Genomic DNA, 20,294 nt, shown 5'->3' with positions numbered 1-20,294 from the left:
CGGGGCGAACTGGTCGTTCAAGACCTCGTCATCGGAGTCGATGGCGGACCCGCGTTGGTCACCGGTGTCTCGCTGAAGGTCCGCCCGGGGACGGTGATGGGCCTCGTCGGCGAGTCGGGGTGTGGGAAGAGCGTCACCTCGTATGCCCTCCTGGGCCTTCTCGCTCCAGGTCTCTCGGTGCGTTCCGGGAGGATCGGCTGGAACGGGGCGGATCTCGCTCACGCGTCGGAGAAGACGCTGCAGCGCGTGCGCGGTCATGAGATCGCCTTCATCTCCCAGGAACCCACCCGCGCACTCGACCCGATGTTCACGGTGCGTTCGCAGCTGTCCACTGCCGTCAAGCGGCTGCGTGGGGTCGGCGGCGCCGAGGCCACGAAGGTCGCAGGCCAGCTGCTCACCGACGTGGGCATCATCGACGTTCCTCGCGTGCTCAAGAGCTATCCGCACCAGCTCTCCGGGGGGATGGCGCAGCGTGTCGCGATCGCGCTCGCGCTGGCCGGCAGGCCGAGTCTGCTGATCGCCGACGAGCCGACGACCGCCCTCGACGTCACGATCCAGGCGGAGATCCTCGATCTGCTGCGCGGGCTGATCGCCGAGCGCGGGATGTCGATCATCCTCGTCACCCACGACCTCGGCGTGGTCGCCGACCTCTGCGACGACGTCTCAGTCATGTACGCCGGCGAGATCGTCGAGACCGGCTCGGTCCGCGACGTGCTGATGCGCCCCGAGCACCCGTACACGATGGCGCTCCTCGCGGCCGACCCTCACGCGATGCCCGACCTCGACAGCACCTCCCGACTGGCATCGATCCCCGGTCAGGTCCCGCTGCCCGGTTCATGGACGAGTGGATGCCGCTTCGCCCCGCGTTGCCGATTCGCCCGAAACGAGTGCCTCGCCACCGTTCCGCTCGAACCTCGTGTCGTCGGCCGGGGCGGGGTGCGCTGCGTGCGCAAGGACGAGGTGCGGGGCCGGCAGGACGAATGGCGCCTGCCTGTGACGGTAGGAGCGGAGCGATGACGATGGCAGACGCAGAGTCCGTCCAGGCGGGTGGCGCGACGCCGCTGTTGGACGTGCGCAACCTGGTGGTCCGGTATGGCAAGAGGGGGCCGGCGGCAGTCGACGACGTCTCGTTCACGATCATGCGCGGTGAGACGCTCGGACTGGTCGGAGAGTCGGGGTCGGGGAAGACGACGATCGGCCGGGCCATCCTCGGTCTTCAGGCCGTCACCAGCGGCGAGATCTGGTTCGAGGGGAAGAACATCACGCGCGCGAGCGTCGCGGAGCGCCGGTCGCTCCAGGGCGACATGCGCGCGGTGTTCCAGGACCCGTACTCGTCGCTGAACCCGCGCAGACCGATCGGTGACGCGCTGACGGAGCCGCTGCGGGTGGCCCGCGTACCGCGTGCGGACCGCGACCGTCGGGCGGAGGACGCCCTCGCAGCCGTGGGTCTTCCGCCGGGCTCGGCCGGCAGGTACCCCCGCCAGTTCTCCGGCGGACAGCGGCAGCGCATCGCGATCGCGCGGGCGCTGGTGACGGATCCGCGCCTGGTCGTGTGCGATGAAGCTGTCAGTGCGCTCGATCTGTCCACGCAGGCCCAGGTGCTGAACCTGCTGGCAGAGCTGCGGGCAGGCGCCGACCTCGGCTACCTCTTCATCGCCCACGACATGGCGGTGGTGGAGTTCCTCGCGCAGCGCGTCGTCGTGCTCAACCGTGGACGAATAGTGGAGCAGGGAACGACCGCGGAAGTGCTGCAGAACCCCCAGTACCACTACACACAGGTCCTCATGGCCGCCTCGCCCGTTCCCGATCCGGACGAGCAGGCGCGTCGCCGTGACGTCTGGCAGGCACTGAAGGCGACGGCACCCGCGGCCTGACCCCCCTCGGCGGACCTAGTGGAACGTGGCGTCCATGAGGGGTGAGAGCTTCAGCGCGGTCTGCCGGAAGGCGTCGACCATCGGATTGGTGCTGTCGCTCAGGCTGCACAGGACGATCGTGGCAGGTTCGATGTCGGTGATCGGGATGAACGAGAGCTCGTCGCGCCGGTAGTGCTGGCTCGCGGACTGGCCGGCGATGTTGACTCCTGCGCCCGCGGCGACCAGCTCGAGAAGCCCCTCGACGCTGTCGGCAGTGGGTCCGCGCTTGGGCCGCGACCCGTCGGGGCGGGGATCGACGAGCCACCAGCTCACGACGTCGGGAGGGCCGTTCGCCACCGAGACGAACTGCAGGTCGGCCGTCTCGAGGATGGAGATGCTCTCGCGTCCGGCGAACTCGTGATCGGCCCGAACGACGAGCACCCGCGCCTCTCGCCAGAGGGGTTCGGACCGCACGCGGGGCGGCAGCCGCATCGGCCACGGCGCGAACACGACATCCACATGCCCGGATTCGAGATCGCCGGCGGCGTCGAAGAAACCCAGGCGCCGCATCTCGATCCGCGCCTGCGGGATCGCCTGCATCGTGGCGGCGATCGCAGCCGTCGTGAGGGTGCCCGCGCCCGCGGCGACCACGCCCACTCGCAGCACCGGTGCTTTGCGGTCGCGCTGGACGGAGCGTCCCCAGCTGAGCAGCTGGTCGTGGTCCTCCTGCACGCGCCGCGCGAGGGGCAGAAGCTCGCGACCGTATGCCGTCAGCTCCACTTTGCGGGGGCTTCGGTCGAACAGCTTGACGTCGAGCTGCTGCTCGAGCCGGCTGATCTGCTGGCTCAAGGACGGAGGCGTGATGCTCAGTCGCTCGGCGGCGCGCCCGAAGTGCAGCTCCTCGGCGAGCACACAGAAGTAGCGGATGACGTGAATGGGCACATCCATGCTCGAATCTTAGCCGCGGACTAACGCCGGGTAGGGAGCTCGAACTTCCGTCGCCCGCACCCGCTGGCGAGACTTGATGCATCTGGAGCGAGTCATCGGAATGACCCGACGCTCCATCTGCCTAACGGCACCACGTTCTTACAAGGAGGTAAGCATGACCACTTTCACCGCCCAGGACCCCGACAAGATCGCGTTCGCCGGCATCCTTCCCGCGGTTGCCAAGCCCTACGTGCTCGGCAACGGCGAGGGCGAGAAGTCACTCGTGTTCGATCAGCTGTTCGAGGTCCTGCTCTCCGGCGATGAGACCGATGACCAGTTCGGGGCCTGGACGATGAAGGCGCGCCAGGGCGACCGAATCCCCGCGCACGTCCATCACCGCACGCACGAGTTCTTCTACGTCGTCGACGGCGAGATCTCGGTGTGGATGGACGACCAGGCCGACTACCACACCAAGGCCACGCTCACCACGGGCGACTTCGCCTACGTGCCGGCCGGTGTCGTCCACGCGTTCAAGATCGAGAACACCACCACCGTGTTCGGCGCGGGCAGCGCGGGCTTCGAGCGCTTCTTCCACGCGATCGGGCAGAAGACGGATGCGACCGAACCGCAGGGCCTCTACGTCCCGGACTTCGCCGTGATGCGCGCCGCGGGAGAGAAGTACTGGACGCAGTTCATGCCCGAGTTCCAGTTCCGCGACTGAGGTGCGCTCGATCCTCGAGGTCGACTTCGCGCAGCCGGCCGGATTCCGCCCGCTTTCCCTCGACCTGCGGACACCCCAGACGCCGGGTGCCCCGCTCATCGTGTTCCTGCACGGCGGAGGGTGGCTCCGCGGCAGTCGCAAGGTGTTCACACCCGGCATCAGCGATGCGCAATCGTTCGACCGCATCGTCGCGGCGGGCTTCGCAGTGGCCTCGTGCGAGTACCGGCTGAGCGGTGAAGGGCGCTTCCCCGCGCAGCTGGACGATGTGGATGCCGCCATCGAGTGGCTCCGCGCCAACGGCGACCGCCACGGCGTGGACGCGGGCCGCATGGTGGTCTGGGGAGTTTCGGCGGGCGCGACCCTGGCCGCGCTGACCGGACTGCGTCGCGACGATGTCCGCGGCGTCGTGGATTGGTTCGGTCCCGCAGATCTGTTCGCTTTGGCCGCGGAAGACTCGGACGAAGCCCCCGGTGACACCCGTGAGGCCCGCTGGCTCGGAGCCCCCGCCGCCGACCTGCCCGATACAGCCCGTCTGGCCAGCCCGACACTGCAGGTGCACGCCGGTGCCCCGCCGTTCCACATCGCCCACGGGACCGCCGACGCACATGTGCCGTTCACCCAGAGCGAGGCTCTCGCCGCTGCTCTGCGCGCTGCCGGCGCGGACGTCGAGCTGCAGCCGGTGATGGATGGCCGGCACTTCTGGCAGGGATTGGACGACACCTCGAGCGTGTTCGATCCCGCCATCGACTTCGCCGCACGTGTGACCTCATCGGCCGAGGCATCGTCGGCGAACCGACCCGCCACGTCTGGAGCCTGATGCCGGCACGCGCGCGCGTCATCATCGACAACGACTTCGCCGGCGATCCCGACGGGCTGTTCCAGCTCGCACATCACGTGCTGTGCACCTCGACAGAGGTCGTGCAGGTGATCGCATCCCGTCTCCCGGAAGCGATGGTCTCGCCCGACCGCGACGTCGTCGCCGAGGGTGTCGCCGCCGCCGACGAGGTACTGACCCTCGTCGGGAGTGCGCTGCGCGCCGTGCCGGGCTCGCGTACGGCGCTCGGCTTTCCCGACGATCGGTCTCCGTCGTCCGCGACGGAATGCATCATCCGTGAGGCGATGCGCGACGACACCGACGTGCCGCTCTTCTACGCTGCAGGCGGCGCACTGACCGAACTGGCGACGGCGTTCCTCGCCGAGCCGCGGATCGCCGAGCGCCTGACGCTGGTCTGGATCGGCGGCCTCGGCTACGACGAACCGGCAGAGCAGCCCGAGTTCAACACGGGCACCGACCTGGTGGCCGCGCAGGTGGTCTTCCGGTCGCCCATCCCGATCTGGCAGGTGCCCGAGCCGACCTACGCGCAGTGCCTCGTCTCGTGGGCGGAGCTGGACCGCGATGTCGCTCCGCTCGGTCCGCTGGGGTCCTACCTCGTCGGTCGATGGCGCACCTTCACAGAGCGGGTCGAGAAGATGTTCGGCGCCAGCCTGGGCGAGTGCGCTGTGCTCGGTGACAGTCCGCTCGTGCTGCTGACCGCGCTGCGGGGCACCTTCCGCGCAGAGCCGTCTTCATCGCCTTCGACGCTCGTGCCGCGCAGGCCGATCGAGGCCGACGGTTCTTACGGCGACGCCAGGGCGGAGCTGCCCGTCGTACGTGTCTTCACTGGCGTCGACATGAGACTCATGTACGCGGATCTCGTCGCAAAGCTGGCGGCCCACGCCGACGAGAGAGGAGAGGCAGGATGAGTGACGCGATGACGGATGAGATCGTCGCAGCGCGCGTGCACCATCGCGCTGCGCCCGTCGTTGAAAGGGAAGGCGATCGGAATGACTGATATCCACGACGTGCCGCTCAAGGGCGGCGGCTTCGACTTCCGGGTGAGGGTATACCCGGCCGACACCCCGAACGGGACACTCCTCGTGTGGCTGCACGGCGGCGCATTCATGTTCGGGACGCTGGAGATGCCCGAAGCCGACCAGGTCGGTCGGCGGCTCAGCGCAGCCGGTATCACGGTGGTCTCGGTCGACTACACGCTGGCGCCGCTGGACGCGCTCACGGCGCTTGGCCCACCCGACCCGGACGCCGGTCTCCCGTCTCCCGAGCTGATGCGCGCTGAGATGGAGGCTGCCGGGCCCCGCGCGCGCTTCCCGGTCGCAGGGCTCCAGATCGTCGCCGCATTCGACTGGGCGGTCGACAACGCTCGGGCCTACGGCGCCGATCCCGGCCGCGTGGCGCTGGGAGGCGCAAGCGCCGGCGCGAATCTCTCGGCCGGCGCCGCGATGCGCCTGCGCGACCGCGGCACGACCGTGCCTGCGCTGCTCGCCCTCGTCTATCCTTCCCTCCATGACGGCATTCTGCCGCCCAACGAAGAGACCGCAGAGCTACTGCGGAACATTCCGCCGGCGCGCCTGTTCACACCCCAGAGCCGGGCGGCGATCAACCGCAACTATCTGCCCGACGGCGACGACCCGCACGGCTACGCGTTCGCGGGCGGGCACGATCTCGCAGGCCTGCCGCGGGTGCTGATCGTCAACGCCGAACTCGACAGCCTGCGACCTTCGGGCGAGGCCTTCGCCGCCGAGCTGGCTGCGGCGAGCGTCGATGTCCGAGTCGTGCGCGAACGTGACGCGGTGCACGGGTACCTGAACGAGATCGGTCATCCAGCCGCAGAGCACACCCTGATGCTCCTCGAAGCCGCCGTCGCGGAGATCTGAACGGTCTGTGGGTAGTCGGGACGACGTGCTCAGGTCGAGCGAAGCAGCCGCGAGATGTCAGCAGCTGTCGCGCGAAGGCGGGTCAGCAGCGGACCGCGCAGAGAGGAGACGTCGTGGCGCGACGACGCAACCGCGATGTTGATCGCGGCCGCAGGCCGGGACTCATCGCGCCCGAAGACCGGCACCGACACCGAGCGAAGACCCGCGGCGACCTCCTGGTCCTGCAGCGAGTAACCCTGCTCACGGATCAGGGCCAGCCGCTCGCGCAGCTCATCGAGGGATGTCGCGGCGTTGGGACCGGCATCCGCCCCGAAGTCGTGATTCGCGAGCGTACGCGCCAGGTCCGCGTCGCTCAGGTACGCGAGCAGCAGCTTGCCCATCGACGTGTAGGCCGCCGGCAGGGTCGAGCCGACCTGGATGTTCGCGGTCACGAGGTCGGAGTTGCGCAGGCGTGCGAGATAGAGCACCTGATCGCCGACGAGCACGCCGAGGTTGACCGTCTCGCCCGACTCCTCCGCCAGGTGTCGGAGCGGCTGCTCGCTCAGCTGAACGAGGCTCGAACCGCGCAGTGCGGCCGATCCGAGCAGCAGGACGGCCACCCCGGGCCGTATGCCCCCGTCGGGCAGCCGCTCGAGGTAGCCGCCCTCCTCGAGGGTCGCGACGACGCGGAACGCCGTCGGCATCGGGATGCCGGTGCGGTCGCAGATCTCGCGGAGCTTGAGCGAGGTCACCGACTCGTCGAACAGGCGGAGCACGTCGAGGCCCTTGGCGAGCGCTTCGATGCGGTAGCGGCTGCCGGCCCTGCCTGCTCCGGCTTCCGGCTCGGGGACGTCGTCGGCTTTCATAGAGCGAAACCGTATCTGCTGGTCCGGGCCCATGCAATCTCAGTCGACACGGAACACCCGCAGCTGCAGTGCGAGCGTGGAGTAGTACCCGACGAGCGCGGTGAGCTCGAACAGGCCGTCAAGACCGAGAGCAGCGGATGCCGAATCCCAGCTCGCATCGGAGAGGTCGCCGTCGAGCAGCTCGAGGACGGCCTGTCCCACGGTCCGCTCGCCGCCGGAGAACCCCGAGAGGTCGAGAGTCCGCACGGCAGCCAGTTCCGGCTCGCCGAAGCCCAGGGCGCGGGCGATCGCCTCGTGCGATTCGCGCTCGAAGGTGCTGTCGCGGTGCGCCGCGACGAGAAGGATCGCCAGTTCCCGCACGCGATCCGAGAGTGCGGTGCGAAAGCGGATCGCCGTCCCGAGCTCCTGCTGGGCGGTGCCCACGGCGGGGGAGCGCAGCATGAGATCGAACGGACCGCGCAACGCCCCGTCCTCGGCGGTGAGTGCGAAATGCTGCGGTTCCTGCGCGCGGAGCCCACCGGTGATCGCTCCATAGAGGGCGCTCTGCTCGGCGGTCAGCTCGCCGGGCGTCAGGGGTCGGACCCGAGCCGCCATCTGCTTCTCCTTCATCAGGGTGCTCACGGCGCGAGCAACACAGGTATATTCAATCAGCAAAAGTGACTTTCTCACAATGAACGGTCAGAGGAGATCGGACGCATGACGAACACATCGGAACACACATTGAACGCGGGCGGCTCCGACTTCCGCGTGCGGGTGTACCCGGCGGGCACGCCGAACGGATCGGTACTCGTGTGGCTGCACGGCGGCGCGTTCATGTTCGGCACCCTCGACATGCCGGAGGCGGACGAGATCGCCCGACGCCTGAGCGCCCAGGGCACGACCATCGTCTCGGTGGACTACACGCTCAGCCCCGTGGACGGGCTGCCGCCCCTTCCGCCCCGAGACGGCGGCACGGGTCCGACCGCCGAGCAGGTCGCGAGCGAGATCGCCGCCGCCGGGCCTCGCTCGGCGTACCCCACCGCATCTCTGCAGACCGCCGCCGCGTTCCTGTGGGCACGCGAGAATGCGCCCGGCTGGGGTGGTGATCCGGAACGGGTGTCGCTCGGCGGCGCGAGCGCCGGCGGCAACCTATCTGCGGGGGCGGCGGTGCGGCTGAGGGACGCGCGCGGGCCGGTTCCCGCATCACTGCTGCTGATCTACCCGGTGCTGCATTCCGACCTCCCCGCTGCGGATGCGGAACTCGCCGGCTTCCTGGAGGCCCTGCCGCCCGGGGCGGAGTTCCCGCCCGAGGCGACGCGGGCGATCAACACGGGCTATCTGGGCGGCGCCTCACCTGATGAGGTCTACGCCTTCCCCGGAGGCCACGACATGCGAGGGATGCCGCGCACGCTCATCATGAATGCCGAACGCGACCGCCTGCGTTCGTCCGGCGAGGCTTTCGCCGCCGACCTCGCTCTTGGCGGCGTGGACGTCACCCTGGTGCGGGAGCGAGGTGCGCTGCACGGCTACCTCAACGAGGTGGGGAATCAGTCGGCGGAGCGGGCCCTCGCCCTGATGGCCGGAGTTCTCTCGGATTGACAGTCCGAGAGCCTGCGGATAGATTCATTGTGCGAAAGCAACTTTCTCTCAATGAATTCAACGGCGAAGGGTCATCGATGTCGACGAACGACACGCTCGAGGCGAGCGCTGGGGCCGGACGCAACGCCGAGTGGCTGGGACTGCACGGCGCCCGAGTCCTGGTCGCCGGGGCGGGCGGCATCGGAGGCGCGTGCGCACTCGCATATGCCGGGGCCGGAGCGTCCGTCGCCATCGTCGACCGTGACCAGCGCTCACTGGACGCGATCGGCGCCCAGCTGGCAGACGTCGACACCCGCCACGAGCTGATCCAGGCCGACCTCACCGAGCACGGGGCGGGGGAACGAGTGGTGGCCGACGTCATCGAGCGGCTCGGGGGCCTCGACGTGCTGCTGCACGCCGTCGGCATCAACGACCGCCGACCCATCCTCGAGTTCACCGAAGACGAGTGGGACCACATCCTCAGGGTGAACCTCTCGTCCCTGTTCGGGCTCGCGCAGGCCGCCGGGCGGCACATGGTCGACCAGGGGTACGGGCGCGTCCTCGCGCTCTCGAGTGTGTCGGGCCTGCTCGCCCACCACTCCCACGGCCCCTACGCCGCCTCGAAGGGCGGGATCAATCAGCTCCTGCGTGTCATGGCGCGGGAGTGGGCGGTCTCGGGAGTGACGGTGAATGCGCTGGCACCGGGCTACATCGAGACCCCGCTCACGGCGGGCGAGCTCGCCAAGCCGGGCAAGCGCAAGGACCTCGAGAGCCTCGTTCCCGCAGGCCGCCTCGGCACCCCCGACGAACTGACCGGACCCGCCCTCTTCCTGTCGTCACGGCACGCCGGCTTCATCACCGGCCACGTGATGTACATCGACGGCGGCCGGACGCTGGTCTGACACGGCACGACGACAGGAGAAACAGATGACCGACACCACCCCGCAGATCTTCCCCCGCTTCGCCGGCAAGACGGTGCTCGTCACGGGTGCCGGCACCGGCTTCGGCGCCGAGATCGCCGTGCGCGCCGCCCAGGAGGGCGCCCGGGTCGCCGTGCACTACCGCTCATCGCGGGCGGGTGCCGAGGCGACGCTCGAGCGCGTTCGCGAGGCGGGCAGCGACGGGATCCTCGTCCAGGCCGACATCGGATCGTGGGATCAGATCAAGCGCATGGCCGACGAGGTCTGGGAGGCGTTCGGCACCTTGGACGTGCTGGTCAACAACGTCGGAGACGTCTCCAGCGAGCAGATGAACTGGGACGAGCTGACGCAGGAGGCTCTCGACGCCGTCATCGACATCGACGTCAAGGGCACGCTGCTCATGACGCACGAATTCGGCGAGCGGATGCTGCAGCAGGGCCACGGCAGCATCGTGCAGGTCGGGTCGACGGTGATCGTGCGCGGCTCCGCTCGGGCTCCCCAGTACGCCGCGGCGAAGTACGCCATCCTCGGCATCACCAAGTCGTACGCGAAGGCGTTCGCGCCGGCGGTGCGGGTCAACACCTTCGCGCCCGGCTTCATGGAGACCGAGCGCCTCCTCAATCGCGAGGACTGGAAGAACGGGCGCCGCGAGGTGCTCATCTCGCAGACGCCGATGGGCGTCATCCCGCCGCCCGAGTTCGTCACCGGCGCCTGCCTGTGGCTCGCGACCGATGAGGCCGCGCATCTGACCGGTGGCTACATGCTCGCCGACGGCGGCTTCAACATGGTCGGCGCCTAGCCCCTCGATGGGCTCGGGACGACGGCATCCGATTGGAACAAGGAGACAGGAATATGAAGCTCATCACTTTCGACGGCGGTCGCGTGGGCCGGCTGGAACTCGAGGAGGGCACCGTCATCGAGCTCGACGTCCCGTCGACGCGGGAGTACTTCGAGCGCGGCGGTGACGTCCGCGAGACCGGAGAGCGCCTGCAGTATGCCGACGTGAAGCTCGAGGCGCCGATCCGCCCGAAGAAGTTCTTCCACACCGCGGGCAACTTCGCCGACCACCACAACGAGCTGACGGCCGTCGACTGGTCGCACCCCGTGCACAAGGGCATCGTCTTCTTCCAGAACGTCGACGCGATCATCGGCCCGGGCGACGACATCGTCTACCCCGAGGGGCTCACCAAGGAGCTCGACTACGAGCTCGAGCTGGCCATCGTCATCGGCAAGTCGGGCAAGTTCTTCGGACCCGACGAAGCCGACGACTACATCGCCGGCTTCACCGTCTTCAACGACATCTCGGCGCGCGACATCCAGCGCAAGGAGATGGAGTCGGGTGTGTTCTCGTTCAGCAAGGCGATCGAGACGTTCTGCCCGATCGGCCCTTGGATCGTCACGCGGGATGAGGTGCCCGACATGCACGAGCTGCCCATGCAGCTGCGCGTCAACGGCGAGGTGCGCCAGCAGGGGAACACGAACCAGACGCGCATCAAGTTCCCGCACCTGGTCGCGTATCACTCGCCGCAGACCTACAGCGCCGGCGACCTCATCACGACGGGCACCATCTCGGGAGTGGCCGCGGTGCAGCCGAATCCGTTCGACTTCTACTTGAAGCCCGGTGACGAGATCGAGGCCGAGATCACCGGCATCGGCACCCTCCGCAACAGGGTCATCTCGTGGGAGGACCGCTACGGCGAGCCCGCCCCGCAGCGCGTGGACTGGTGAGGATCATCCGGTGAAGATCGCCAACCTGGCCGGTCGCGCGGTTCTCGTCCAGAGCGAGAACGGCGCGATCGACATCGCCGACGCCTCCGACGGACGATTCGGTCCCGACCCTCAGCACCTCTTCGAGGACTGGGCCGCCTTCGCCGAATGGGCGGCAGCGCTGGAACGAGCGGATGCCGTAGGGAGCGTGTCGTTCGACGCCGCGGAGCTGGCGGCCCCGGTGCCGCGCCCGCGGCAGGTGTTCGCGATCGGCCTGAACTATGCCGAGCACGCCGCGGAAGCGGGCTACCCGCCCGACTCGATGCCCGTGACGTTCACCAAGTTCCCGTCGTCCATCGTGGGCCAGGGGGCTGTCGTCGAACTGCCCGAGGGCAACGTCGACTGGGAGGTCGAGCTCGTCGTGGTGATCGGCCGCGAGGGTCACAAGCTCGACCGGGACAGCGCGTGGGACCATGTGGCGGGCCTGACCATCGGGCAGGACCTCTCGGAGCGCATCACCCAGCTTCAGGGTGCCGCCCCGCAGTTCAGCCTCGGCAAGTCGTTCCCCGGCTTCGGGCCGACCGGTCCGTGGCTCGTCACAACCGACGAGCTGCCGGACCGCGATGATCTCGCCATCTCGTGTCTTCTGTCGGGTGAGCAGATGCAGGCCTCGCGCACGTCGATGATGCTCTACGACGTCCCCGAGCTGCTCGTCCGGCTGTCGGCCGTCTGCCCACTGCTGCCGGGAGACATCATCTTCTCCGGCACGCCGTCGGGCATCGGCAACCGCCGTACGCCGCCGCGATTCATCGGCCCCGACGATGTGCTCGTGAGCGAGATCGAGGGAATCGGCACGCTGACCACTCGGTTCGCCGCGGCCGGATAGCGGCCTCGCCCGAGGCGGAGAGGAACGCCCGTGACCGGATGCCATGACCTGCGGGTCGAGTACCTGGACGCGCCCATCGCCATCGGGACGGCTCGGCCGAGGTTCTCCTGGGTCGTGAGCCACGCGCAGTCGGCATTCGAGCTCGAGGTCCTGACGCGCCACGGGGAGGTGATCTGGGAGACCGGCACGACGGACGGCGACCAGACGTCCTTGGTCGAGTACTCCGGTCCTGCCCTGATCTCCGATGGCGACTACCGCTGGCGCGTCCGCAGTCACGCCAGCGGCAACGGGTGGAGCGAGTGGGAGGCCTCGACATTCGGCACCGGTCTGCTGCAGTCCGGCGATTGGGAGTCGGCCTGGGTCGAACCGGTGCAGGACGACGCCGTCATCGAGCGGTGGAGCATCGTCGACTGGATCCGCGGCCTCGGTCCGACGGCGCCTCCCGAGGAGCGGCTGAGGCCGCCACGGCTGCTGCGGCATCCGTTCCTCCTGCGGGAGAAGCCCATACGTGCGCGCCTTCATGCCACCGCGCGCGGCGTGTACTCGGCCTTCGTGAACGGAGAACGTGCCGACGGCCAGGTGCTCGCACCGGGCTCCGACGCCTACGAGCACCGCATCTCGGTGCAGTCGTACGACGTCACCGAGTCGATGGTCGCGGGAGAGAACGTGATCGGGATCGCGCTGGCCGACGGCTGGTGGGCGGGGCGTCTCGGCCTCACCGGTTCCAGCGCACAGTACGGCACGCGCACTTCGGCGATCTGGCAGCTGCACGTCGAGTACGGCGACGGCTCCGCCGAGGTCGTCGCATCCGGTTCCGACGCGCGGAGCGCGGTCGGGCCGTGGGCGTACGCCGACCTGTTCATCGGTGAGAGATTCGACCGCCGGGCGGTCCCCACCGGTTGGGACCGCGCCGGTTTCGATGACAGCGAATGGATGCCGGTGGTCGAGGTCGACGGCGACCACACGCTGCTCCGCCCGTTCACGGGCGAACCGGTCCGCCGTGTTCTCGAGCTGCCGGCGTTGTCGATCCTCGAGACACCGGACGGCACCATCGTCGACTTCGGGCAGGTCGTCGCCGGTCGCGTGCGCCTGCGGCTGCGCGCGACGTCGTCCGGGCAGCGTGTCGTGGTCGAGCACACCGAGACCCTAGCGGCGGACGGTTCGTGGTTCGACAACATCGCGGGGATCAACAAGGAGCAGACCGACGTGTTCATCGCCGCGGGCGGGGACGACGAGTGGGAGCCTGAGTTCACCTATCACGGGTTCCGCTACGCGCGGGTCTCGGGTCTGTCCAGGCCGCTGACCACCGACGACGTCGTCGCCGTGGTCATCGCGAGCGATCTCGAGCAGAGCGGCCGGTTCGCGGCATCCGATCCCCGCCTCGATCGCCTGCATCAGAACGCCGTCTGGAGTCAGCGGGGCAACTTCGTCTCGGTCCCGACCGATTGCCCTCAGCGCGAGAAGGCCGGATGGACCGGTGACATCCAGGCCTTCGTCGGCGCGGCCAGCAACAACGCGCAGGTCGTGCCGTTCCTCTCGCGGTGGCTCGAGAACCTCCGCGCCGACCAGCTGCCGGACGGCCGCATCCCGATCTTCTCGCCGCGCTCGCCGTTCGACGCGGAAGCCGCCGCAGCCGCCCAGGGCATCGGCTCGATCGTCGCGGCTGCCGGGTGGAGCGACGCGATCGCGATCGTCCCGTGGACCCTGTACGAGCGGTTCGGCGACCGGCGCGTTCTCGAGCAGAACTACGACGCCCTCATCCGGTGGATCGAGTACCAGCAGGCGACCGCGGCCGCTGAGCTTCCGCACGCGCTGGCCGCGACGGACCTCTCGCCCGAGAGGCGCCGTGCGCAGTCGCTCCTCTACAACACCGGCCTGCACTTCGGCGACTGGCTCACCCCCAGCACGATGGAGGGCAAGCCCGTCCACGAGGCGCTCGGCGTCGCGCCGGCCCTGACCAGCGAGTACATCGCGCCCATGTTCCAGGCCCACACCCTCTCGACAGCGGCGAGATCTGCGGCCGCGCTCGGACGGGCGGCGGATGCCGCTGCCCTCGCCGCCCGAGCGGACGAGGTCCGCGCCGCCTTCGCCGGCGAGTATGTCGACGCGCAGGGCGATCTGCCGGTGCGCCTGCAGGGCGTGTACGTTCTGGCTCTCGCGTTCGACATGGTGCCCGCCGCCGTCAGAGCGCAGACCGCGGCGCGTCTGGTGGAGCTGATCCATGAGCGAGGCGATCGCCTCGACACCGGATTCCTGTCGACGCCCTACCTGCTCGATGTGCTCTGCGACACGGGCCACCACCGGCTGGCGCGCACGCTGCTGTGGCAGCCGGAGATGCCGTCGTGGCTGTACGAAGTCGACCGCGGCGCCACCACCTTCTGGGAGACCTGGGACGCCATCTCACCCGACGGCGAGATCCGGCCCATGTCGCTCAACCACTACGCGCCCGGAACCGTCGACGACTGGCTCTACCGTCGCGTCGCCGGTCTTCGCGCGACCTCGCCGGGCTACCGCACCGCGGTGATCGAGCCCGATTTCGAGATCGGGGTGGATTCGATCGCCGCGCATGTCGGCACGCCCCACGGACGGCTCGGCGTGGAGTGGACCCGGACGGCGGACGCGGCATCCGTCGTCGTCGACGTGCCGTTCGGTGTCGACGCCCAGCTGGTCGCGGCGGGCGCGACGATACGCCTGGCGCCGGGCCGCAGCATCCACGCGATCTCCCTCGTGGAGAGCTCGGTCTAGCGCACACCCGCTCACTGGGGCTCTGCCCCCGACCCCCCGGTGCTAGCGCACACCGCCCACTGGGGCTTCGCCCCAGACCCCCGGGTGCTAACGCACACCCCGCATCAGCGCGAGCACCGGCTTCACCGAGAACCACAGCGCGATGCCGAGGCCGATCGCGATGAAGCCGAGGATCGTGAAGTAGGGGACCTCGTTCGTCGGGTCGTAGAACTGCGCGAGCCAGCCGGCGATCGAGGTGCCGAGCGCGACGGAGAGGAAGTACAGCGCGACCATCTGCGTGTGGAACCGCTGCGGCGCGAGCTTCGTCGAGGCCGACAGGCCCACGGGGGAGATGAAGAGCTCGGCGATCGTGAAGACCAGCAGGATGCCGACGATCGCGAGCAGCGGGGTCGAGTTCGGGGCGCCGTTGGCCCATGGCAGGAACAGCAGGAACGCGATGCCCATGATGATCGCGCCGAGGGCGAACTTCACCGGCGTCGACGGCTGCCGGCTGCCCATCTTCGTCCAGACGGCGGCGAAGACGCCCGACAGGATGATGACGAAGATCGGGTTGATGGAGTTGACCCACGAGACCGGCATCTCCCAGCCGAGGATGTTGCGGTTCAGCTGCTGGTCGGAGTAGATCGTGAGCACCGTGAACTGCTGCTGGTACAGCGACCAGAAGCCGACGTTGACGATGAACAGCGGGATGAAGCCGAAGACGCGCGAGCGCTCGACCGCCGAGATCGCACGCGACGTGAGGATGACCGAGAAGTAGGCGATCGCCGCGACCAGCGTCACGATGATCACGATCCCGGCGAGGTTGTCGGCCCGGATCACCCCGAGCAGCACGAGCGTCGCGAGCACCACGAGCCCGCCGATCGCGACGCCGACGACCACCAGCCGTCGGCTGGCCGGCAGCGGGTTCGGCACGATCCGCGACGAGGCCGGGAGCTGCTTGCGGCCGAACGAGTACTGGATGAGGCCCAGGGCCATGCCGACCGCCGCCGCGGCGAAGCCGGCGTGGAAGCCGATCGAGGACTGCAGCGCTCCCGTGACGATCGGGCCGAAGAAGGCGCCGAGGTTGATGCCGAGGTAGAAGAGCGAGAAGCCGGCATCACGTCGCGGGTCCTTCTCGGCGTACAGGGTGCCGACCACCGACGTGGCGTTGGCCTTCAGGCCGCCCGAGCCGACCGCGACCAGCACCAGGCCGACGCCGAGCCCCCACACGTTCGGCAGGATGGCGAGCCCGATGTGGCCGAGCATGATGACGATCGCGCTGTAGAACAGCACCCGCTCCGAGCCGAGCAGGCGGTCGGCGACCCACGCGCCGAGGATCGTCGACAGGTACACCGTGCCGCCGTACGCCCCGACGATGCCGGTGGCGACGGCCTGGTCGATCCCGAGGCCGCCCTCGGCGACCGTGTAGTACATGTAGATGAGCAGGATGCCCTGCATGCCGTAGAAGCTGAACCGCTCCCACATCTCCACGCCGAAGACGTGCGCGAGAGCCCACGGCTGGCCGAAGAAGCGCGTGTCATGGTCGGACTCGTCATCGGGTGCGGTGGTGCCGGCCGCGTCAGTGCCGCTGGCGCGCGCGGCGGCCTGGCCGCGCCGGGTCGAGACATCCCCCGCCGCCGTCGCGCCTTCCGGTGCACCCACCGGAACCTGCTCGGGCTCCGGCTCGTCGTGCGGATTGCGGTCGTCGCCCCGGACCATGGCTCGCTCCTGTCATCCCTGACAATGACGTCAGGCTAGCGCTCGCGTCCCTCCCACGTCAGTAGGTGAGAGCGGGGGTCTCATCCGCGGAGGGACGGATGCTGCTCCTCCGGCGCCCGCCGGGAGGGGATGAACACTCCGATGCCGAGGGCGATGATCGCGGCCGCCCCGCCGAGGATGAGGGAGATCGTGAATCCCTGCGACGTCGGAACGGGCACTCCCTCGAAGTCGACGGCGTAGCTCGCCAGCACCGCACCGATGACGGCGGCGGCGGTGCTCGTGCCCAGTGACCGGAACAGCGCATTCAGACCGTTGGACGCGCCGGTCTCGCTCTGCGGCACCGAGCGCATGATCAGCATGGGCATCGATGCGTAGCCGAAGCCGATGCCCGCGCCGATGAGGATGTTGGCCACGACGAGATGCCACACCTCCGAGGAGAACAGCAGCGTGAAGCCGTACGCGACGATGAGCGAGATGGCGCCGAGGAGCAGCAGGAGCTTGGGGCCGGTGCGCTGCGCGATGCGCCCGGCGACGGGGGAGAGCAGCATCATCACGAGGCCGGACGGCATCACGACGAGGCTGGCCGCCAAGAGCGACAGGCCGAAGCCGGCACCCGTGGCGACGGGCAGCTCGAGCATCTGCGGGTACACCACGTTCGACGCGAACAGCGAGAAGCCCATCGCGATGGAGGCGATGTTGGTCAGCAGCACCGCGGGCCGCGCGGCGACGCGCAGATCGAGCAGCGGCTCGGCGATCCGCAGCTCGAACCAGCCCCACAGCAGCAGCACGGCGATCCCGCCGAGCCCCGCGACGAGCACCGGCGGCGATCCCCATCCCCACTCGTTGCCTCGCGAGATGGCGAGCAGCACGCCGATGAGTCCGACGGCCAGGCCTGCCGCTCCGAGGTAGTCGAACCGGCCCGCGGTGCGGAGCACGCTCACCGGCACGATCCACAGCACGAGCACGAACACGATCGCGCCCAGGGCGGCGGCCATCCAGAACAGCACGTGCCAGTCGCTGCGCTCGGTCACGAAGGCGCTGATCGGCAGGCCGAGGGCGCCGCCGACGCCGAGCGTCGCGCTCATGAACGCGATCGCGGCGTCGACCCGGTCCTCGTGCAGGACGTCGCGCATGATCGAGATGCCGAGCGGCACGACGCCGACGATGGCGCCTTGCAGCGTGCGCCCGACGATGATGCCGATGATGCCGGGCGACAGCGCCGCGATCACCGAGCCGACGATCATGACGGCCACGAGCACCAGCAGGATGCGGCGCTTGCCGTACATGTCGCCCAGTCGCCCCGCGATCGGGGTGATCACCGCGGCCGCCAGAAGCGTCGAGGTCACCACCCATGCGGTGTCTTCGCGGCTCGCATCCAGCAGCTCGGGCAGCTTGGACTGGATCGGCACCATGAGGGTGAACATGAACGACGAGCACAGTCCCGCGATCGCGAGGACCGCCACGATGGCGCCCTGCCGAGGCATCCGGGTGAGTCGTCGTCTGTCGTGCTCATCCGTGCCCATCACTCCAGGCTATCCGCGCGGTCGGAGGGCGGCGTCGGCCTGCCGTCAGTGCGCAACTCCTGAGTCATCGCGCCCGGGCAAGCAGCGCTCCGCATGATCCCGCCGACGGGCGGCGCGACGGGCGCCATTTTTCAGGAGTTCGGCGCGCCCGGCCGGTGGGACACTGGGGGCATGGGTGCGACCGCGACTCCGCCGGGCTTCGAGATCCGTCCGCTCGACACCGTCGAGGAGGTGTTCCGCGCCTCGGACGTGCTCGCCGAGGTGTGGGGCGGCGACCGCGGCGGCATGCCGCCCAACCTCCTCCGGGCCCTGGCCCATGCCGGCAGCTATGCGGTCGGCCTGTACGACGGCGACCGCATGGTCGGGGCATCCGTCGCCTTCTTCGCCGCCCCCGGTACGCGCTCCATGCACAGCCACATCACCGGGGTGCTGCCCGACCACCAGTCACAGGGCCTCGGCCGCGTGCTCAAGCAGCATCAGCGCGAGTGGGCCCTGGCGCGAGAGGTCGGTCACATCACCTGGACCTTCGACCCGCTCGTCGCCCGCAACGCGCACTTCAACCTCCGGGTGCTCGGCACGCGGGTGACCGAGTACCTCGTGAACCACTACGGGCCCATGGACGACGGCGTCAATCGCGGCGACGAGACCGACCGCATCATGGTGTCGTGGGCGCTCGCCGCGCCGCCGGTGCCGACGCCGCCCGACGAGCAGGTGGTGGCCTCGGTCGAGGTGCCGCACGACGTCGAGAGACTGCGCCGCGACGCGCCGGCGGATGCCGCTGCCTGGCGCCTGCGCGTGCGGGACGGCCTCGTCGGCCACCTCGCCGACGGGCTCGCCATCGGCGGCTTCGACGACGAGCGGGGCTACCTGCTCGTGCGCCGCTGAGTGCTGAACCGCGACCCTCGCCCGCCCGGCGGGAAGTCGCGCCGCGGGCGGATCTTCTGCGCCGGATCCTCCGCCGTCGGGCCGGATCTCCGCCCGGCGGGTCAGGTCCCGGGGTCCTCTTCCGGGTTGCCGGGCCGCACGGCGGCGTCGTCGCGGATGTCGATGCGCGTGACGCCGTCGCGGTGCGTGACGTCGATGCGGGGATCGGCGTCGGACTCGACCGCGTCGGGCGCCGAGAGCAGCTGGTCCCGCCGCTTCTCCTCGTCGGTCATCCCGGTGTCGTCGGCGCCCGCCGGATCACTGCTGGTCGTATCGGATGTGCTCATGATCATCCCTCTCGCCAGGAGTCGTCGGTCAGGTGGGAGCCCGCCTGCGGACCCATCTGCAGCATGCCGCCGTCGACGGTCCAGCTCGCACCGGTGACGTAGCTGGCCGCCGGCGATGCGAGGAAGGCGATGACCGCGGCGATTTCCTCCGGCTTGCCGGGGCGACCGAGCGGGATGCCGGGGCGATGCGTGCGTTCGGCGTCTTCGGATTCCTGATCGTTGAGCGGCGTCGAGATCTCTCCGGGCGCCACGGCGTTGGCCGTGATCGAGTGCTGGCCCAGCTCCTGGGCGATCGTCTCGATCAGGCCGCCGAGGCCGTGCTTCGCCGCGACATATGCGGCCGACCCGACGCGCGGCTGCGTCTCATGCACGCTGGTGACGGCGATGAGCCGGCCCCCGCGCCCGGCACGGACCATGTGGCGCGCGGCAGCCTGCAGTCCGGCGAACGCGCCGTCGAGGTTGAGTGAGACCACCTGGCGCCAGTCGTCGACGCCGACGTCGAGGAACGGGCCGCCCGAGCCGCCGCCAGCGTTGTTGACGAAGACGTCGATGCCACCGAGGCGTTCGACGAGGTCGTCGATGGTCGGCGCCACGCGCTCGAGGTCGGTGGCATCGAGGCGGGTCACCTCGGCGTTGCGGCCGCGCTCGCGCACGCCGTCGGCGGTGCGCTGAGCTCCGGCCTCGTCGGAGTGCCACGTGATGCCGACGTCCATGCCGGCGTCGGCGAGCGCGAGTGCGGTCGCCTGGCCGATGCCCGAGTCCGAGGCGGTCACGATCGCGCGGTGGGGTGCGAAGTCGAAAGTGTCCATGGCCCCGACGCTACGAGGGCGGGCTGCCCGCGCCGAAGGGGTTGCCATCGCGTGCGCGACGGGCTAGAGGTCGGGCGGCACCTCGTCGGGCCGGTCGTTCGCAGGGAAATGCTCCTGAACAGGAGGAATCCTGCCCTTTTCGCCCTGGACGAGAGTGATCCCTCTGCGGGCGGCTCGCAC

At 69.5% G+C, this 20,294-nt stretch carries 20 protein-coding genes; 13 read left to right on the top strand and 7 right to left on the bottom strand.

The genetic code is table 11. From position 1 onward, the window contains the following. Together WYM_RS20625 and WYM_RS20620 are read left to right on the top strand one after the other, a co-directional pair. On the top strand, nucleotides 1-1,017 hold a 1,017-nt coding region (locus WYM_RS20625), incomplete at its 5' end, for an ABC transporter ATP-binding protein (RefSeq protein ID WP_019181968.1). Further along, a complete protein-coding gene (locus WYM_RS20620; protein ID WP_019181967.1) occupies nucleotides 1,014-1,874 on the top strand; it encodes an ATP-binding cassette domain-containing protein in 861 nt (286 codons plus the stop codon). The genes WYM_RS20625 and WYM_RS20620, both read left to right, overlap by 4 nt. 15 nt (nucleotides 1,875-1,889) lie before the next feature. Here WYM_RS20620 and WYM_RS16575 read toward each other — a convergent pair whose 3' ends face one another. Beyond that, entirely contained in the window at nucleotides 1,890-2,801 is a 912-nt protein-coding gene (locus tag WYM_RS16575) for a LysR family transcriptional regulator (RefSeq protein WP_019181966.1), read from the bottom strand. 154 nt (nucleotides 2,802-2,955) lie between these two features. Here WYM_RS16575 and WYM_RS20615 point away from each other — a divergent pair, with 154 nt between their 5' ends. From WYM_RS20615 to WYM_RS20600, 4 genes are all read left to right on the top strand, one after another. Then, nucleotides 2,956-3,501 (top strand): quercetin 2,3-dioxygenase, encoded by a 546-nt coding sequence (locus tag WYM_RS20615; protein WP_019181965.1) that lies wholly within the window; start codon nucleotides 2,956-2,958, stop codon nucleotides 3,499-3,501. A gap of 1 nt (nucleotide 3,502) precedes the next feature. Continuing rightward, nucleotides 3,503-4,318, top strand: coding sequence for an alpha/beta hydrolase (locus tag WYM_RS20610; RefSeq protein ID WP_019181964.1), 816 nt, complete (start codon nucleotides 3,503-3,505; stop codon nucleotides 4,316-4,318). Beyond that, nucleotides 4,318-5,244, top strand: a complete 927-nt coding sequence (locus WYM_RS20605) for a nucleoside hydrolase (protein WP_019181963.1) — start codon at nucleotides 4,318-4,320, stop codon at nucleotides 5,242-5,244. Before WYM_RS20610 ends, WYM_RS20605 begins: the two co-directional genes overlap by 1 nt. 81 nt (nucleotides 5,245-5,325) lie before the next feature. Further along, nucleotides 5,326-6,213, top strand: coding sequence for an alpha/beta hydrolase fold domain-containing protein (locus WYM_RS20600; RefSeq protein WP_202802649.1), 888 nt, complete (start codon nucleotides 5,326-5,328; stop codon nucleotides 6,211-6,213). Nucleotides 6,214-6,242: 29 nt separating this feature from the next. Here the strand turns inward: WYM_RS20600 and WYM_RS16550 are convergent, their stop codons facing one another. Together WYM_RS16550 and WYM_RS16545 are read right to left on the bottom strand one after the other, a co-directional pair. Next, nucleotides 6,243-7,058 carry an IclR family transcriptional regulator gene (locus WYM_RS16550; protein ID WP_019181961.1) on the bottom strand — a complete coding sequence of 272 codons (816 nt, stop codon included), beginning with the start codon at nucleotides 7,056-7,058 and terminating at the stop codon, nucleotides 6,243-6,245. 39 nt (nucleotides 7,059-7,097) lie between these two features. After that, nucleotides 7,098-7,679, bottom strand: a complete 582-nt coding sequence (locus tag WYM_RS16545) for a carboxymuconolactone decarboxylase family protein (protein ID WP_202802648.1) — start codon at nucleotides 7,677-7,679, stop codon at nucleotides 7,098-7,100. Between the two features lie 75 nt (nucleotides 7,680-7,754). Between WYM_RS16545 and WYM_RS20595 the strand changes: the two genes are divergently transcribed. The 6 genes from WYM_RS20595 (at nucleotide 7,755) to WYM_RS20590 (ending at nucleotide 14,873) form a co-directional block, all read left to right on the top strand. After that, on the top strand, nucleotides 7,755-8,636 hold the full coding sequence (locus tag WYM_RS20595) for an alpha/beta hydrolase (RefSeq protein WP_019181959.1): 882 nt from the start codon (nucleotides 7,755-7,757) through the stop codon (nucleotides 8,634-8,636). Nucleotides 8,637-8,713: 77 nt separating this feature from the next. Next, nucleotides 8,714-9,517 carry an SDR family NAD(P)-dependent oxidoreductase gene (locus WYM_RS16535; protein ID WP_019181958.1) on the top strand — a complete coding sequence of 268 codons (804 nt, stop codon included), beginning with the start codon at nucleotides 8,714-8,716 and terminating at the stop codon, nucleotides 9,515-9,517. Nucleotides 9,518-9,542: 25 nt separating this feature from the next. After that, a complete protein-coding gene (locus WYM_RS16530) occupies nucleotides 9,543-10,334 on the top strand; it encodes an SDR family NAD(P)-dependent oxidoreductase (protein ID WP_019181957.1) in 792 nt (263 codons plus the stop codon). 53 nt (nucleotides 10,335-10,387) lie between these two features. Further along, nucleotides 10,388-11,263 carry a fumarylacetoacetate hydrolase family protein gene (locus WYM_RS16525; protein WP_019181956.1) on the top strand — a complete coding sequence of 292 codons (876 nt, stop codon included), beginning with the start codon at nucleotides 10,388-10,390 and terminating at the stop codon, nucleotides 11,261-11,263. 10 nt (nucleotides 11,264-11,273) lie between these two features. After that, nucleotides 11,274-12,128 carry a fumarylacetoacetate hydrolase family protein gene (locus WYM_RS16520; RefSeq protein ID WP_019181955.1) on the top strand — a complete coding sequence of 285 codons (855 nt, stop codon included), beginning with the start codon at nucleotides 11,274-11,276 and terminating at the stop codon, nucleotides 12,126-12,128. 30 nt (nucleotides 12,129-12,158) lie between these two features. After that, complete coding sequence (locus WYM_RS20590) at nucleotides 12,159-14,873, top strand: alpha-L-rhamnosidase (protein ID WP_019181954.1); 2,715 nt, start codon at nucleotides 12,159-12,161, stop codon at nucleotides 14,871-14,873. Between the two features lie 87 nt (nucleotides 14,874-14,960). Here the strand turns inward: WYM_RS20590 and WYM_RS16510 are convergent, their stop codons facing one another. Further along, nucleotides 14,961-16,571: a peptide MFS transporter gene (locus tag WYM_RS16510; protein WP_019181953.1), complete on the bottom strand. Its 1,611-nt coding sequence runs from the start codon at nucleotides 16,569-16,571 to the stop codon at nucleotides 14,961-14,963. An 80-nt stretch (nucleotides 16,572-16,651) separates the two neighbouring features. Then, nucleotides 16,652-18,055, bottom strand: a complete 1,404-nt coding sequence (locus WYM_RS16505; protein ID WP_026059880.1) for an MFS transporter — start codon at nucleotides 18,053-18,055, stop codon at nucleotides 16,652-16,654. A 210-nt stretch (nucleotides 18,056-18,265) separates the two neighbouring features. Here WYM_RS16505 and WYM_RS16495 point away from each other — a divergent pair, with 210 nt between their 5' ends. Continuing rightward, nucleotides 18,266-18,979: a GNAT family N-acetyltransferase gene (locus tag WYM_RS16495; RefSeq protein WP_019181950.1), complete on the top strand. Its 714-nt coding sequence runs from the start codon at nucleotides 18,266-18,268 to the stop codon at nucleotides 18,977-18,979. A gap of 101 nt (nucleotides 18,980-19,080) precedes the next feature. On the opposite strand, the gene WYM_RS16490 is transcribed toward WYM_RS16495, so the two are convergent. Continuing rightward, nucleotides 19,081-19,305 carry a hypothetical protein gene (locus WYM_RS16490; protein WP_157525289.1) on the bottom strand — a complete coding sequence of 75 codons (225 nt, stop codon included), beginning with the start codon at nucleotides 19,303-19,305 and terminating at the stop codon, nucleotides 19,081-19,083. 2 nt (nucleotides 19,306-19,307) lie between these two features. Next, nucleotides 19,308-20,114, bottom strand: coding sequence for an SDR family oxidoreductase (locus WYM_RS20585; RefSeq protein ID WP_019181948.1), 807 nt, complete (start codon nucleotides 20,112-20,114; stop codon nucleotides 19,308-19,310). Nucleotides 20,115-20,294 lie beyond the last annotated feature (180 nt).

It is taken from the genome of Microbacterium yannicii PS01, from assembly GCF_000304335.1.
Lineage (GTDB): Bacteria > Actinomycetota > Actinomycetes > Actinomycetales > Microbacteriaceae > Microbacterium > Microbacterium yannicii_A.
This window is presented reverse-complemented; position numbering and strand designations above follow the sequence as displayed.